Origin of the sequence: Aeoliella fuhlenseeensis (assembly GCF_052161615.1) — a bacterium.
GTDB lineage: Bacteria > Planctomycetota > Planctomycetia > Pirellulales > Lacipirellulaceae > Aeoliella.
In genome coordinates, this window is record NZ_CP197417.1 from 1,642,019 (window position 1) to 1,658,468 (window position 16,450).

General features: G+C 61.1%; 10 protein-coding genes. 9 read left to right on the forward strand and 1 reads right to left on the reverse strand.

Going from position 1 to position 16,450, the window contains the following annotated elements:
* Positions 1-13: 13 nt before the first annotated feature.
* Genes SH292x_RS06315 through SH292x_RS06340 form a run of 6 tightly spaced genes read left to right on the forward strand, consistent with a single transcriptional unit; the run spans position 14 to position 11,221 of the window.
* The gene (locus tag SH292x_RS06315; RefSeq protein ID WP_442485851.1) at positions 14-2,278 is read left to right on the forward strand and encodes a BatA domain-containing protein; all 2,265 of its coding nucleotides are present in this window, start codon (positions 14-16) and stop codon (positions 2,276-2,278) included.
* Complete coding sequence (locus SH292x_RS06320) at positions 2,275-4,575, forward strand: hypothetical protein (RefSeq protein ID WP_442484742.1); 2,301 nt, start codon at positions 2,275-2,277, stop codon at positions 4,573-4,575. The genes SH292x_RS06315 and SH292x_RS06320 overlap by 4 nt, the downstream gene beginning before the upstream one ends.
* 43 nt (positions 4,576-4,618) lie before the next feature.
* Positions 4,619-8,098, forward strand: coding sequence for a hypothetical protein (locus tag SH292x_RS06325; RefSeq protein ID WP_442484743.1), 3,480 nt, complete (start codon positions 4,619-4,621; stop codon positions 8,096-8,098).
* Between the two features lie 18 nt (positions 8,099-8,116).
* Complete coding sequence (locus SH292x_RS06330) at positions 8,117-8,932, forward strand: hypothetical protein (RefSeq protein WP_442484744.1); 816 nt, start codon at positions 8,117-8,119, stop codon at positions 8,930-8,932.
* A 58-nt stretch (positions 8,933-8,990) separates the two neighbouring features.
* Complete coding sequence (locus SH292x_RS06335; RefSeq protein WP_442484745.1) at positions 8,991-10,016, forward strand: prenyltransferase/squalene oxidase repeat-containing protein; 1,026 nt, start codon at positions 8,991-8,993, stop codon at positions 10,014-10,016.
* Positions 10,013-11,221, forward strand: a complete 1,209-nt coding sequence (locus SH292x_RS06340) for an NPCBM/NEW2 domain-containing protein (RefSeq protein WP_442484746.1) — start codon at positions 10,013-10,015, stop codon at positions 11,219-11,221. Before SH292x_RS06335 ends, SH292x_RS06340 begins: the two co-directional genes overlap by 4 nt.
* A gap of 55 nt (positions 11,222-11,276) precedes the next feature.
* Here SH292x_RS06340 and SH292x_RS06345 read toward each other — a convergent pair whose 3' ends face one another.
* Complete coding sequence (locus SH292x_RS06345) at positions 11,277-12,482, reverse strand: 2,3-bisphosphoglycerate-independent phosphoglycerate mutase (protein ID WP_442484747.1); 1,206 nt, start codon at positions 12,480-12,482, stop codon at positions 11,277-11,279.
* 215 nt (positions 12,483-12,697) lie between these two features.
* On the opposite strand from SH292x_RS06345, the gene SH292x_RS06350 reads away from it, so the two are divergent.
* The 3 genes from SH292x_RS06350 to SH292x_RS06360 all read left to right on the forward strand — a co-directional run bounded on the left by SH292x_RS06350 (position 12,698) and on the right by SH292x_RS06360 (position 16,419).
* Positions 12,698-14,077, forward strand: a complete 1,380-nt coding sequence (locus tag SH292x_RS06350) for a glucose-6-phosphate isomerase (protein WP_442484748.1) — start codon at positions 12,698-12,700, stop codon at positions 14,075-14,077.
* 184 nt (positions 14,078-14,261) lie between these two features.
* Positions 14,262-14,525, forward strand: coding sequence for a hypothetical protein (locus SH292x_RS06355; protein ID WP_442484749.1), 264 nt, complete (start codon positions 14,262-14,264; stop codon positions 14,523-14,525).
* 79 nt (positions 14,526-14,604) lie between these two features.
* Positions 14,605-16,419 (forward strand): glycerophosphodiester phosphodiesterase family protein, encoded by a 1,815-nt coding sequence (locus tag SH292x_RS06360; protein WP_442484750.1) that lies wholly within the window; start codon positions 14,605-14,607, stop codon positions 16,417-16,419.
* Positions 16,420-16,450 lie beyond the last annotated feature (31 nt).

Below are 16,450 nucleotides of genomic sequence, written 5' to 3' on the forward strand. Positions count from 1 at the left end.
CTCCGTGTACTCTGTGGTTATTCCCGATATTCCCCTCGCCTTCGGATTCAGCAATCTAGCCATGCTTGGCTGGTTGGGGGCTGCGGCTGCGCCGATTCTGATTCACTTGTGGATGCGGCACACGCATCGCGACACGCCGTGGGCGGCGATGGAGTTCCTCCGCGAGGCGATTAAGCGAAACGCTCGGCGGCTTAAGCTGCAGCAGTGGTTGCTGCTCGCAGTTCGAACATTGCTCCTGTTGCTCGTGGCACTCGCGGCGGCCAAGCCGTACTTGAGTGGTTGGAATATCCTCACCGGCGGACCCAAGGTGCATCGCATCCTGGTGCTCGATGCGTCGATGTCGATGCAGTACCGAGCTGGCGACGAAAGTGTCTTCGAGCGAGCCCGTCAGCTTGCCACCGAAGCGATCGACCAAGGCCGGCCCGGTGATGTCTACTCATTGCTCCTACTCGCCTCGCCACCGCAGACAATCGTGGCTGGCCCGGTCGCGGACGCGCGGGGCGTGACGGCACAGCTGCAATCGCTGGAGCCTACTTACGGCGACGCATCTTTGGGCGCGTTGATGACCACCATCACCAACTTGATTTCGGAGTCCGAGGCCACCCATCGCGACCTTTCAGGCCACGAAGTTCTTCTCTTCACCGACCTCGCGAACTCCACTTGGCAGCAAGCAACCGGCGATGCTCCCGCCGCGGAAGAGATCCGCAAGCTAGCGGCGCGAGCAAAGCTGACTGTCGTCGATCTCGGCCCAACCGACCCTTCGAACGTCGCGGCTCACGGCACGCGCATCGCTGGGACTTTAGCAACCATCGTCGATCCGCTGCGAATTGAATGCGACGTAACGAACTATGGCGACGTGGCGAAGTCGAATGTGGTTGTCGAGCTTTTGCAAGATGGCACTAGCATCGACGAGCACACCGTGACGCTGCCTGCCGGGGGATCAGCCACAGTGACGTTCGACGCCAAGATCGCCCAGCCCGGCTGGACGTCGCTGGCCGTGCGGACCAATGACGACGCGTTGACGCCTGACGATGTGGGATGGCTGGCGGTCGATGTCCGCGAGCAAGTGCGGGCGCTACTGGTCGAAGGCGAATCGGGTGCCGCAAGGTACCTTCAGCACGCCCTTGAACCCGGTAGCAACCTGTCGCCCATCGAGGCCACCGTGGTTTCGGAAGGTGAATTGATGGAGACGCCTCTCGAAGAGTTCGACGCCATCTTTTTGTGCAACGTCGCACGATTCACCTCCAGTGAACGCGAGTTGCTCGCTCGTTATGTGGAACAAGGAGGGACGCTGGTCTTCTTCCTGGGTGATCGTGTGCTGGCCGAAACCTACAACGAGGTGCTCGCTAGCGCCGAAGGACTGCAGAAAACTGACGGCGCTCTTTCGACGCTGCTCTACGAACCTAAGAGTCAGTCGCCCGCATTACAAACGGTGCAGTCGACTTCGGCCGAAGTACCCTCGAGTTCCATTGGTAGTTTGCTACCAGTGACTATTGGCCCGCTTGAAACCAGCGGCACTTCGGGTATCAATCCGCTCGACTATGCTCATCCCATCGCGGCCGCGTTTCGTGGCAGTGAGCGGGCGGGCCTGTTGTCGACGCCGGTGAATCGGTTTTACCAGCTAACGCCGCGCGAAGGCGCGGAGGTGGCGCTCGCGCTGCCCAATGGCGAACCACTGCTCGTGACCGCCGCTTATGGTCGGGGCATGGTGGCCGTGGTTGCCACGTCGGCGACCCTCGACACCGTGGACCGGGCGACTGCACAACCATGGACACTCATGCCCGCCTGGCCCAGCTTCCTGCCGATCGTCCGCGAATTGGTCGCTTACGGCATGGGCGCTAGCCGACTGCAAAGTGAACGAACGATTGGTGAACTCCTTGATGGTCGCTTGCCCGCGAGCTGGAGCGATACGACCATTGCCATTACCCGCCCTGACGGCCGAACGGATATTGTTCCGGTTGAACGGGGCGCTGGCGCAGAGTGGAGTTATGCGTCGAGTGACGAGCCCGGCATTTTCGCGGTTGAAGATGCCACTAGTAGCCGTGTAATTGCGAAGATCGCAGTGAACGTGCCTGGCGACGAAAGCAACGTCGCCCGAGTCGATACGCAGCTGCTCCCGGACGAGCTTGCGATAGAGACCGCGTCGCTCACCAGTGGGTCCGCGGGGACGGAACTGCTAGCCGATACTTCGCTACACCGAACGCTGTTGTACGTCGTGCTGGCGCTTCTTTTGATCGAGCCTGTCATGGCGTGGGTGTTTGCGGGGAGGGGGGCATGATGCTCGGCGTCGAAACTCCTACCAATTGGCAGTTTGAAACCCATTGGACTTGGGCACCGTGGTTCACCGTGCTCTTCGTGTTCGCGGTAGTCGTGGGAATCGGCTACCTCTATTCACGCGAAAGTTCGCCGGCCGGCAATTGGTATCGCGCGATGCTTGCGGCACTTCGTTTGACGTCCATCGCCCTCGTAATGGTCATGTTAAGCGAACTACTACTGTCCTCGTCGAGGCAAGGTTTGCCTCGGCTAGTGGTGCTGGTCGATCATTCGGCCAGCATGGGACTTGAAGAGCCGCAGTCGACTTCAACGGCGGAGCCAGTGACGCGGCTCGATTCAGCACGCGAGCTGTTTTTGGCCGATAACGCGAGCTTGGTGGAGAAGTGGCGGCAGGAATACGAGGTCGAGTTCGCGAGTGTAGCCGATGGAACGACTCGGCTGGAGGGACAAACGCCCGAAGCCATCGCTGCGAGTCTCGAACAGCTAACGACGGATGGCACGGAGTCGGCTCAGTCGCGAATAGGCGATGCGATTGCATCGACCATCGACTCTCGACAATCGGCGCTGCCCGCCGCCATCGTGCTGGCGACCGATGGGCGAACCACGGCTGGGCGCTCGCTCGACGAAGCCCGCGAGCTAGCCCGTCGCCGGGGAGTGCCCGTTTACGTTGTGGGATACGGCGCAACGAGTGCGGCGGTGGACATTCGGCTCACGAATCTGCTTGCCGATCGAAATGCATTCCTCGACGATTTGGTGGCGATGGGCGTTACGCTCGAAGCCACCTCGCTGGCGGGGGAAACGGTGAAAGTGCAGGTGCGCGATACCTCGACAGGCAACATCGTTGCCGAGCAGTTGGTGGAGGTGAAGAGTCCCCAGTTTGCGGAGACGTTGCAACTGGTGGTTCGGCCCGAGCGCGAAGGCGAGACCACGTACTCCATTGAAGCCATTCCCGCAGCGAACGAGCGCGACACGTCCAACAATCAACTTACGCATGTGGTTGACGTTCGCGATCAGAAGGTTCGCGTGCTGCTCGCGGCTGGCTATCCGAACTACGAGTATCGCTATCTCAAGAACCTGCTCGAGCGCGATTCGACCTTCGAACTCACGAGCTACTTGCAAGAGGCCGATCTCGAGTACGCTACGCAGGATTCGACTGCTATCGCTACACTGCCGGTTGAAGAAAAGTCGCTCGACAGCTACGACGTGTTGGTGTTGATGGACCTCAACCCTCGGCTAATGCCACCGCGATGGTGGCAGAACGTCGAACGTCACGTGGTAGAGCAGGGCGGGGGAGTCGTGCTGGTCGCCGGTCCGCGCAACTTCCCATGGCAGTACACAAGTGCTCCAGCCGTAGGGACACTTTCGCCGATCGAGCTTCGTGCAGCCGGGCGTGTTGGCGGCGTCTACGATTCGGGTTTCGATCTGGAACTGACGCCGCTCGCCAAGGAAACGCCGGCGATGCAGTTGGGGTCCACGCCCGCGGAGTCGGCCGAGCTGTGGCGACAATTGCCCCCATTCTATTGGTTCGTCGCGGCCGATAAGCTCAAGCCCGGCGCGCGGGTGCTGGCTACCCATCCGACCGCGCGGACGCGCGACGGTGGGCCCGTGCCGCTGATCGTCACGCAGTACGTCGGTTCGGGGCGAGTGCTTTATCATGGCGTCGATGCCACCTGGCGATGGAGATATCGAGTGGGGGATGTGTTTTTCGCTCGCTACTGGGGGCAATCGCTGCGGCAACTAGCTCGTGGCAAAATGCTCGACTCCGATCGCGAGGCCGAGATTGTCGTTGAGCGCGATCAGTACGAACTAGGTGAGCCGGTGCGATTGGGGCTTCGGCTCGACGGCAAGCAGCTAGCCACACTCGACCGCGATTTGGAACTGCTGCTGACCGCGCCGGGGCAGCCGAATCGCCGGGTGGCGCTCGCGCCAAGTCGTGCGTCGGGGCAACTTCAAGCGGTGGTGGGCGACCTCGCGCCTGGGACCTATCGCGTAACGGTTGCGGGTGGTGGGCTAGAAAATGCACCGGTTGCGGGCGAGTTCACTGTGCTGGCACCACCGGGCGAGCTGGCGGACTCGACGATGAATCGAGCGGGACTCGAGGAGCTTGCTCAGGCAACCTACGGTAAGTTTTACACGTCGGCGAGCGCCTCGCAGCTTGCCGACGACCTGCCGGTGGGTGCCCGCGTGCCGCTGGAAGTGATGCCGCCGGTAGAGCTTTGGAACCGCTGGTGGATGCTGGCAGCGATCACCACCTGCCTGTCAGCCGAATGGATTTTGCGAAAACGCCGCGCCATGCTGTAGCATATTGAGAAGCATCGCCCCCACCTATAGCCGAGTTTTCCACGTGCATCCCCTACAACAACGCATCGACCAAGTTCGCCACGGTCACAACCGTCGCGCGCTCATCGAGACGGGTTGCTGGGGGTTCACCTCCGCAATTGCAATCGTGATGGCAATAGGTGCCATCGACTATCTGCTTCGCACCACGGACACGGGTCTGCGGGTACTTCTGTCGCTCACCTTACTCGCAGCCGTGGCGGCCGTGGTTTGGCGACTGGTGCGATGGTGGCGGGGTGAACGTTGGACCGAGCTATCCACGGCGCAGCAAGTGCAGCGAACTTATCCGCAGTTAGGTGATCGACTCGCGAGCGCTCTAGAGTTCCTCCGGCAGGAAGAAGACGATCCCACGGCTGGATCCGCCCCACTACGGCGGGCGGTCGTCGCCGAGGCAACGTCGTCGCTCGAACTTCTGCCCGCCGACGAGGTGTCGCAGCGTCCGGGGGCTAGACGTGCCATCGTCGCAGCGGTCGCCATGCTTTGCGTGGTTGGTACGATTGCCCTGTTTGCACCTGTAACTACACGAACAGCGATCACTCGACTCGTCGCCCCATGGAACAGCGTCGAATGGCCTCGCCGGAACGATTTGGTGTTCGTCGATCCGCCGAAGCTCCTTGCGCGGGGCGACACCTTTGAGGTATCGGTCCAAGACTCTACCGGAACAATGCCGACCGACGTAGCGATCGAGTATCGCTACACCGTGGATGGCCGACCGAGGACCGAGCGAAACTGGATGCAGCGCGTGGGGGACACGATGGTCGGCCGCCGAGAGAACGTTCGGCGCTCGTTCGAGTACCGCGCGACAGGGGGCGATCATTACTCGATGCCTTGGACCAAGGTGACCGTCGTTGACCGCCCGACCGTGAGCGAGTTGCAACTCACAATGATTCCTCCACCTTACACCGGACTGCGAACCGGCGAGGCACAGAAGAACAGTCACGTCCTATCCGGCTCCGTAATCGAGCTCGCCGGCACGGCTTTCGAGCCACTCGCCAATGCCACTTTAATATTGGGAGACGGTGATAGGGTAAACGCCGATGTAACTGGACCCGATGCCACCGAGATTCAGCTTCCGAAAGGAAGCTGGACCGCGATCGCGGAGTCGACGCCGCGCCCCGTGCAGGCCAAGCTGCTGCTAACCTCGAAGGCGGGGCTCACTGGTGAGGTATCGCTGCCGGCTTTTGAAGTAGTTCTTGATCGCGCGCCCGCGGTCGCTTTGACCTCGCCGAGCGAAGACCTCCAAGTAGTGGCGAGCGCCCAAATCCCCTTCGCGGCTACCGTTGCTGATGATCTGGCGATTGCGGACGTAAAGCTCTTGGGCAAGCTGACAATGCAGTCCGATCCCAATACGCCCGCCGCACTTGATGTCGAACTCTACCGCGGTCCAGCAAAGCCGCCGGAGCGGCCAGCGATGCCGGCCGATGGCGAGCAACTGGAGACGCTCGAAGTTCAGCAGTTAGTGGATCTCGCGCCGCTCAAGCTCGCTGCCGGCACGGTGCTCGAGATCACCGTCTCTGCGGGGGACTATCTGCCGCAGCGCGGTGAGACCGACATCCCTCGGCGAATCACCATACTCACGCCGGCCGAACTCGACTCGCGGATTGCCAGCGATCAGGCTGAGATATTGCGATTGCTCGAACAAGCCCTCGCCGACGAGCGGCTGGCTCGCCAGCAGACCCAGTCCACTTCGGCAACGGATCTAGGCACCCCTGCGGCGCTTGATGGTCTGCTCAATAGTCGTCTCACGCAGCAGCAAGTCCGCCGGACGCTCGCGGAGAAAGAAGTCGGTGTGCTTGATCGCGTTCGAGCGCTGCTCGATCGACTGTCCATCAATGGGGTGGCGAGCACGGAGCTGGTCACCGAGCTCGATCACATTGCAAGCGTGGTGATGCAGCTAAACACCGGCGCGCTCGCCACGGCCGAGCAGCAACTGACGGATCTTCGCAAGTCGGTCGAGACCAATCCGGCCGACACTAGCTTGGCCGAGTCATTTGCGGCCGTAGATGGTACGCAATTGTTCGTTATCGAGACGCTCGAAGCCCTAGTCGATCGTGCCGAGGCTTGGTCGGATGCCGAACGATTTGTTCGAGAACTCGCGAGGTTAGAGCAAGACGAGTTAGAACTTCGGGAGCGATCCCTCGATGCACTACGGAGAAGCTTCGAAGCCCGAACGAATCGCAACGTTCAGCCTCCCGACCCTGCGGAAGTCGAACGTTTGGCTGCCGACCAAGCCGAATTGGCGCAGCGATTCGACAAGCTGGCGCAGGCGATGCGTGACATGGCCAGTAGCGACAGCACAAGCAGCGAGATGGCGGGCAAGCTCTCCGACGCGCTCAACGAAGCGGATACCCAGAACCTGTCTGCTCAATTGGCCGATGCCGCACGCGATCTTGCGAGCGAGCAATTCGGTCGAGCCGGCGAGACCCAGCAATCGGCCGCCCAGGTGCTTCGCGAGATGGTCGATCGATTGCGAGATCGTGCGCCGACAGATCCAGGCGAACTTGCCTCGCGACTTCGGCAGTTGCAAAGCAAGCTCGACCAATTGGGACAGCAAGCCGAGCAAGCCCAGGGCGAACCCAATGAATCCGCGCAAGCCGAGCAGCGGAACGAGCTCGCTAAACAGCTCGCACAGCTGTCTCGCGAACTCAATCGACTTACTGCCCAAGCCGCGGGGCAGAGTGCGCAGCAGGCGAGCAGCAGCGCCGCGCCCAAGCCTGGGGAGTCGAAAGAGAACGCCGAGCAAGATATGAAGCAGTCGAAGGAGCTGATCGAGCAAGCGAAGCGCGATCTGGCTCAGCGTATTGCCGAGTTGGAGGGCGAGCGACAGCAGCGATTGCTCGACCGCTTGGCCGAAGTGCTCGATGGACTTATTCCGCGCCAGCAGCAGACGCTCGAACAAACGCTGAAGCTCGAAGTAGCGAAAGAGTCCGCCGAACCGTCCAACGAAACTGCCGAGGCGAGCCGGTCCCTCGCCGACGCGGAGACACGAATCGCCGGTGAGCTTCAGGATGCGATGCTGGACGTGGAGAAGCGGGCAGTGTTCCAGCTCGCGCTAGGGGGCGCAGCGGCAGAAATGCGGCAAGCTGCCAAAGCCCTTGGTCAAGACGATACCGGTCGGGTGACGCAGAACCTCGAACTGTCGGCTTTGGCTCGCATGCGGCACGTACTCGAAATTCTCCGCGATCCGCCGCCACCACCCCCAGAAGGCGAAGAATCCCCCGGCGGCGGAGGCCAGGGGGGTGGCAATCAGCCGCAACAGCCCCCGCTGATCGAGCTCGCCGAGGCAAAAATGCTACGATGGTTGCAGACCGACTTGAATAGTCGGACTCGGCTGTTCGAGGCCGATTTGGCGGACAATTCGCAAGCGGCGGCCCAAAAACGAGAGGCGGCCAGCCGCTTGGCGGCGGAACAGCAGCAATTAGAGGAACTGGTCCGCGAGATGATGCGTCGCAATAATAGGAACATGCAAAGGCCCGTCGATTTGTGATCGCCCGCCACGCAAGTGATGAAGGAATACCTCATGTCGATTCCGATGATCCGACTTACCACCCTCAGCTTGGCCACGTTGGTGGTCTTGGTGGCCGCATCGCAGGAGGCTCCCGCCGCGCCAACCAAGGCGGGAAGTGAGTCGCTCGAAGATCTCGGCGGCGACTTGCTCAACGACCCGCTGTTGGGCGACTTGATTGACTCGGCGAGCAAGCAGAAGGCGGCGTCTCCGCAAGAGAAGGATTCGGCTTCCGATTCAAACGAGCCTGGGTTGCAACCCAACATCGACGAGCTTCGCCGACTGCTCGATCCGCCTAAGCCGCCGGCGAAGATCGATGGCGAAGACATTGGCGAGTCGCCACTCGTTCGTATCTCGGGTCGCATGGCGGCGGCCGGTCAGTTGATCGAGTCGCAGAACGCGACGGGCGAAACTCGCGAGGTGCAAGAAGAGATCGTGTCGGATCTCGACAAGCTAATCGATCAGCTCAACAAACAGTGTCAGAACTGCAAGAGCGGGCAGTGCAACAAGCCGGGGCAGCAACAAACCCAAGCGCAAACGCCCAAGCCCGGCACTGGCAAGCCATCGTCCAGCAGCAGTCAGCAGTCAGGCCCTGCCGAATCGAAGGTTTCGCAAGGTGGCGGCGGTGAAGCCCAGCCCGGCAACCCCGCCAGCCAGGACACAGTTAAACAACTGTGGGGACAATTGCCCGAACGGCTACGTCAACAGCTGTTGCAATCGACGGCCGACGAGTTCCTGCCTAAGTACCGCGCCGAGTTAGAGCAGTACTTCCGCCGTCTTGCAGAAGAACAATCGTCCGACTTGAGCCGCGAGTAGGACGTAGTCGTTGGTAAGATAATCTGTTTGTGGCCGCTCCATCCCACGAAGGAACGTTATGATTCGCAGCGCCATTTCCTTCTCGATGCTCGCTGCGTTCTGCGCTTCATCACTACTAGGGCAAACTCCGCAGCCCGAACAAACCGCAGCCGAACTGGTTCGTCCCGCAAGTGCCGCCGTCGATAAGGGCCTGCAGTTTCTCGCCGCCCAGCAGCGCGAGGATGGTACGTTCCGCTCCAGTGGCATGGGGCGCAATCCGGCAGTGGTAGCGCTCGGCGGGATGGCCTTCATGGCGAGTGGAAGTTCGCCCGACCGCGGGCCGTACGGTAAGGAAATCACCCGCGCGGTGGATTACCTCATCGCCAGCACTCGCCCCGACGGTTTCATCTGCCCGTCCGACGCCCAGAGTCATGGCCCCATGTATGGCCACGGATTTGCCACGTTGTTTTTAGGCGAAGTTTACGGCATGACCCCTCGCGAGGATTTGCGAGATAGCCTAGCTCGTTCCATTGACCTCATCGTCCGCACGCAGAACAGCGAAGGGGGCTGGCGTTATAACCCCGCACCACAGGACGCCGACTTGTCGGTAACCATCTGCCAGATTATGGCGCTGCGTGCCGCGCGGAACGCGGGCTTACACGTTCCCAAAGCGACCATCGACAAGTGCGAAGAATACGTCAAGAAATGCCAAGAGCCCGACGGCGGTTTCAGCTACATGCTCGACAATCGCGGCAGCCTGTTCCCACGCTCGGCGGCCGGAGTGGTGGCGCTCTATAGCGCTGGCATCTACGAAGGCCCCGAGATCGAACGCGGTTTGCTGTACCTCGACCGCCATCTCCCCAACGCCGCACAGGCGGGGCGCGAGTCGCACTACTACTACGGCCATTACTACGCCGTGCAGGCGATGTGGCACTCGGGTGGCGAACGCTGGGAGCGTTGGTACCCGGCCATTCGCGACACCCTCTTGCGATCGCAGCGCCCCGATGGCTCGTGGATGGACTCGGTAGGGCCCGAATACGCAACGGCCATGTCGTGCATCATTTTGCAGATACCGAATAACACCCTGCCGATTTTCCAGCGATGACCCGTACCGCGTTGCTACATGGGTTCGTGGCGGTGCTTGTCACGATGGGACTAGCCAATGGCCAAGAAGCGAACACGCAACTAGTGCTCGCTGATGGCGAGCGCGTGGCTGGTGCGCTCACTCAACTCGACGACGACACTCTCGTGCTCACGCCCGAAGGCGCAGAGCCCAAAGTATTCACACCTGGCCAGTGGGTGCGATGGGGCCATCCGGCAGAACCGGCTCGCAGGCCGATGCTTTATTTCGGCAAGCAATCCATCTTGGTGGCGAAGGTAGACTGGACCGGCAAAGTGCCGGCATCTATCGATGCCGATTTCGTCACTATTGCCACAACAACATTCGGCGCCGTCCAGCTGCCGCGTCGCGACGCACGCGTATTGCTCGTCGAAGCGGCGAAGGAGCCGGAGCTAACTCGGCGACTGCTTCGCGAAGCGAAGAACCCCTCCACGCAAGATCGTGTATGGCTCGTTGAGGGAGACTTACTTACCGGGAACGTGGTGGGCTTCGACGGCACGACCCTCGACCTGGAGTTCAGCGGCCAGAAGCTTCCCGTCCTCGCAAGCTCGATCGCCGCCATTGCCTTCGCTAAAAGGGAACAGCAAACGGGCACTGCACCGCAGTTACTCGTTGGGCTGGGCGATGGCTCGCTCGTCGAGGCGGCATCGGCAACGTTCGACGCGAAGAAACTCACTGTTCGTTCCTTCGTTGAGCTGACTTCGAAGACCGCGCCCAACGTGGTTTTCGTCCAGTCGCTCGCTCCTGAGATCACCTACCTGTCGGACCTCGATCCGGTTGACTTTCGCCACACGCCCTACTTCACCGGTGAGTGGCCTCTGGGTCGCGACCGCAACTTGGTTGGCGAGGAGTTAAAGTCCTCCGGCGTCCGCCATGCCAAAGGGCTCGCTATGCATTCGGCGTCCCGAGCTGTGTATCGCGTGCCGGAAGGTGCTTCAGAGTTCGCAGCCGACATTGCGCTGGACGATACCGTGGCAGGCAGTGGAAGCGTGGTGTTCCGCGTCTACTTGGTGACTGCCGACGGACTCAAGCCAGCCTACGAAAGCCCTGTCATTCGCGGAGGCGATGCACCGGTACCCGTGTCCGTACCACTCGACGGAGCCTCGGCCCTGGTGCTGATTGTCGACTACGCGGACTATGGCGACGAACGCGATCACGCCAACTGGCTCGACGCGCGGTTCGTGCAGTAGGGCGAACGTCTTCCGTAGCCGGACTCGCAAGAGTTCGGGAAGCGTGGCAAAGGTCCTAAGCCCCGAACTTGTTCATCCGCCCCGCGTTGGCGAGGGCGAGCGACATCAGGTACTTCGCTTCGAACTGACCCAGACCACCCTTCAAGCATTCGGCTTCGCCGAACGACTGACATGGGTCCGTGCGGCAGTACTTGGCCCAGAGCAGCGTCGGCACCGGATGCCAGCTATGACTTGAGAGCATTGCCGGTGTGGAATGGTCGCCCGTGCAAATGAATACGTCGGGACCAAGTTCCATGATCTTGGGAATGCAGGCGTCGAGCTCTTCGGTCCGCTTGGTCTTGGCTTCGAAGTTTCCGTCCTCGCCGGTCGAGTCGGTGTACTTAAAGTGAATGAAGAAGAAGTCGTACTTGTCCCAGTTCTCCTTCAGCACTTCCATCTGCTCGTCGAGCGTCTTGGAGTCGCCGATCACGTCCATGCCAACAAGGCGAGCGAGGCCCTTGTACATCGGGTACACGGCAATCGCCGCGGCCTTGAGGCCATACACTTCTTCGTAACTGGGGAGCGATGGCTTTGATGCAATTCCACGGAGGGTGCAGCCATTCGCCTTGGGCTCGTCCTTCAGGATTTCGAAGGCCTGCTTCAGGAACTCCGCACACACCTTGGCAGTCTTCTCGCTACCTTTGTCGTTCGCCTTGGGTGCGAGCGGCGGGACGCCAGTCGCTTGTGGGTCGGTATCGTCGACGTTGCCTTCGAGTCCTTCGCCACGCAGCACCACTACAAATCGATGCTCTTTCACTGGCTCGACGAACACCTCAATGCCGGGTATCGAAACCTTGCGAAGCTTGATCGCAATCGGGGCGCTTTCTTCCGAAGCAATGCGGCCCGCGCGGCGGTCGCTGATATTTCCATTGGCGTCGAGCGTGCAAAAGTTCGCGCGGATGGCAATGTCGCCTTCCTTGAGCTCGAATCCGATGCCAGTGGCTTCGAGTGCCCCGCGGCCGATCATGTATTGAAGCGGGTCGTAACCAAATAGACCCAAATGCCCAGGTCCGCTGCCGGGGCTAATGCCGGGAAGCACCGGAATGCTGCTACCCAAAACGCCCTCTTTCGCCAGCCGATCCAGGTTCGGCGTCTTGGCGGTTTCGAGCTCCGTCTTACCCCCGGGGGTCTGTGGCAGGCCTCCCAGTCCATCGCCTACCAGCAGGACGATCTTCGAATCGTTTTTCGTGTGCAAGTCGCGAGTCAGCGTATGGAGATCCATGGGGCGGGGCGGGGGGCTGAGGGCTGGGGAGTTTGGGGCCCCAATCCGATTCGATGGGCGAGGTCATGTTTGCCTCGATTTTGGTTACGAACCGTATTTTAGCCGCGAAACGCCCCATCGTCACGGGAGCACGTGGGGTACTTGCTTCACGCCCAAACTTCGCGACGATGGAGGGTTCATTCACCACCATCTAAGCCTTCAGCCCCCACATTCTCATGCTTCAGTACAATCTCGACGGCACGCTCATTGGACCCGGTGGTTTGGAGGCGGCGGACCTGGAGAAGCTGGCCAGCCCGCTCACGAGCATCCGCGAAGAGGTACTCGCCGAGGCCGACCTGTGGGCGAGCGGGGGCAATGTGCCGGACGCCAAGCAGCCGCTCGACGCGGGTTTTCACCTGCTCCCCAATCGCTTACTCGACGAGCTGGCTGCCGAAGGCGACGACAGCGAGTTGGCCCGCATTCAGGCATCCGCCGATCGCCTTTCGGAGTTGGTCGATCGCGTCGTGGTGCTCGGCATTGGTGGTTCGTACATGGGCGCGCGAGCCCTGCTCGAAGCCTGCTGCCATCCTTACTACAACCAAGTGGCTCCAACGCTTCGCCACGGTCGCCCCGAGATTTACTTCGAGGGCAACAACGTCGACAACGACGCCGTGCATGGTCTGCTCGATTTGCTTGCTGGTGACTCGCGCGATTGGGGCATCGTGTGCATCAGCAAGAGCGGTGGCACGCTCGAGACGGCCGCCGCGTTCCGCATCTTCCTTCGCGAACTCGCCGAGTCGGTGGGCGACGAGCAGCTCGGCAAGTACGTCGTGCCCGTCACGGGCGACAGCGGCAAGCTGTTTGATCTCGCCACCGCCATCGGTTGCAGCGAGCGATTTCCTGTACCCGATGGAGTCGGTGGTCGCTTCAGCGTGTTGTCGGCCGTGGGGCTTTTGCCCGCCGCGATCATGGGTCTCGATATCGAGGCCCTGCTCGCCGGTGCTGCGGAAATGAACGAGCACTTCGCCACCGCATCGTTCGAGAAGAACATCGTGCTCCAATACGTCGCCGCGGGCCACGCGATGGAAAAGAAGCATGGTGCCGACATTCGCATTCTCTCCACCTGGGGCAAACGGCTTGAAGCCGTGGGGCTGTGGTACGACCAATTGCTTGCCGAGAGTCTGGGCAAGCACGAGAAAGGTGCAATGCCGCTGACGATCGTCAACACCCGCGACCTCCACTCGCGCGGCCAGCAGCATCAAGAAGGCAAACGTGATAAGTACATCACCAACCTGATCGTCGCCGAGGGGACTCGTGAACCGATCGCCATTGGCGAAAGCGACAACAACCAGGACGGCCTGAACGAACTCGCGAAGAAGACCCTTCCCGAGGTCCTCTCCGCCGCCATCGCCGGCACGAACCAAGCCTACCGCGAAGACAATCGCCCCACCGCCGACCTCGTCATCCCCGAACTCGACGAGCTCCACCTGGGGCAATTGCTGCAGATGCTGATGCTCGCCACGGTCGTGGAAGGCCGCCTGATTAGCGTCAACCCCTACGGCCAGCCGGGTGTCGAGGCGTATAAGAAGAATATGAATGCGATTCTGAGGAAGTAACGGGGCGACCGGCCGTTTGTGTCATCCTGAGAGAGCCCCGGCGACTGAAGGATCTCGCTTGCCCTCGGAATCCAAAACGTCTACTCGTCAGCCGAAATCGATGGATTCGCCTGTCGAACCGAAGATAGTTGGGGCGATTGTTGGCGGGGTAGGATAACACTTGAATCGCGTCCGGAGTAAGACCATGAAGAAGTCTGGCGAATGTCCGAAGTGCGAATCGAGGAATGTTCTCCGCGATGTGAAGGCGATTGACCACTATGACTACGGCGTACAGCAAGAAATGAAGGTGGGGATTGATAGTAATCCCGCGGCGTGGCTCTTCAAAGGCCAAGCAAGCTGCACCGTTTCGGCGTGGGTGTGTGGAGACTGTGGCTTCGTCGAATTCTACGCGGACGATCCCAAAAAGTTGGTCGACGCGGCCGAAGCGGCACGCCGGCAAAACTTCTAGGCAACGTGATTCATGTGGACGGAATCGTATAGATCCACATCGCTGGTCTCTGGAATTAATGTAGTCGTCTGTCGCCCCCATGTTCCTAGACCTCTTCCGCACCTTCTGGCGATGCTGGCGACCCCTGGTGCTCGCCGACATCCTGTTCAAGGTCGCCGCGACGCTGGTCATCACGCCTCTCATCGCGCTTGCGTTTCGCGCCTTCGTCGAAGCCTCAGGCCGCGAGGTGCTTGCCGACGAGGACATCCTGCGTTTTTTCACCAGCCCCATTGGCCTGGTGAGTGGCGTGCTGATCGGGGGTGTACTGCTAGCCACGCTTGTGCTCGAACAAGCCGTGCTGCTTCGCATTCTATGGACCTCCGCGGCGGGGCATTATCCTCGCGTCACTTCGGCGCTCATGGGGGCGATGGCCGATACTTGGACCACCGTGAAGCTAGGCAGCCTACTCGTGGCGTCGGCCATTTTGCTCACTGCGCCGTGGGCGATACTGTTGGGACTGGTCTACTGGTGGTTGCTGACGGGGCACGACATCAACTACTACCTCGCCGAGCGCCCGGCCGAGTTCTGGTGGGCCGTCGGCATTGGTGTGGCACTGGTCACGGCGTGTGTCGTGATGCTTGGCATGTTGCTGGCGTCGAACATTTTCGCGGTGCCATTGGTCGTCGTCCGTCGAATGCACGTTCGTCAGTCGCTACAGCGAAGCCGCGAACTCACCCGCGGTCGGCGGTGGCGGGTGACGGCGTGGCTGCTCGGGTGGCTCGCCGTGGTGATTGTTTCGCCGTGGCTGTTGTTCGCGGCCTACTTGGCGGTCGGAGGTTGGATTGCCGATTTGCCGGAGTCTCTCGCCGTGTTAACCGTGCTTGTTGGATTGCTGACGCTAGTTCACTTCGTGCTGTCGTTCGTGCTTCACCTGATAGCGGTCATTGGTTTTGCCCTCATCGTGTGGCGATTGTGGCAGCGGATGGATCCCGACGCCCTCGAAGCCACCTCGGCTGCCAACGTCGAAGCACTCGACACCGACCGCCAGTGGTTGGTGTGGAACCGTTGGCGGCTAGCGTTTGCAGGGCTCGTTGGGCTGACGATTGCCGGCATCGTCGGCTCGGCTTCGCTCGCGGGGCTCAAACTGGTCGACGACTGCGAAATCATCGGCCACCGAGGCGGCGCGGCACACGCGCCGGAAAACTCCCTGGCCGCGATCCGAGGCGCGATTCGAGCCCGAGCGCATTGGGTGGAGATCGATGTGCAAGAAACGAGCGACGGCCACGTCGTCGTCGTCCACGATCGCGATCTCAAACGTCTCGCTGGAGACGGGGGCGAGGTCCACGCGTCGACTCTCGAACAACTAGCCAAGCTCGATATCGGTAGTCGCGTTGGCGCTGAATTTAAGGGCGAGCCGGTCGCCACGCTCGACGATGTGCTCGAACTAGCCAAGGGCAGGGTAGGGGTGGTCATCGAACTCAAGCAGTACGGCCACGACGACCAACTCGAACAACGCGTCGTCGATCTGGTCGAGAAGCACGAAATGGCGAACGAGGTGATCATCATCTCGCTCGATCGGAAGATGATCGCCAAGATTCGAGAACTGAGACCCGAATGGAACATCGGGCTTCTCACCGCTGTGAAGATTGGCGACCTCACGCGAATAGACACCGATTTACTCGCCGTGAGCAAAGAACTTGCGACCCCGGCACTGGTCGCCCAAGCTCACTTTCGCGACCGCGACGTGGCGGCCTGGACGCTCAACACGCGAGACTCACTCGACCGCATGATGGACCGCGGCGTCGACTACGTCATCACCGACGACGTCCCTCTCGCCCGCGAAGTGCTCGCCGAGCGTAACGAACGGCCTCTCCCAGCGCGCTGGTTGCGGGCACTCGTTGCCGGGATGGATTGACCAAGTCCCCTCTTCCCGTCCCGGGTGAGGG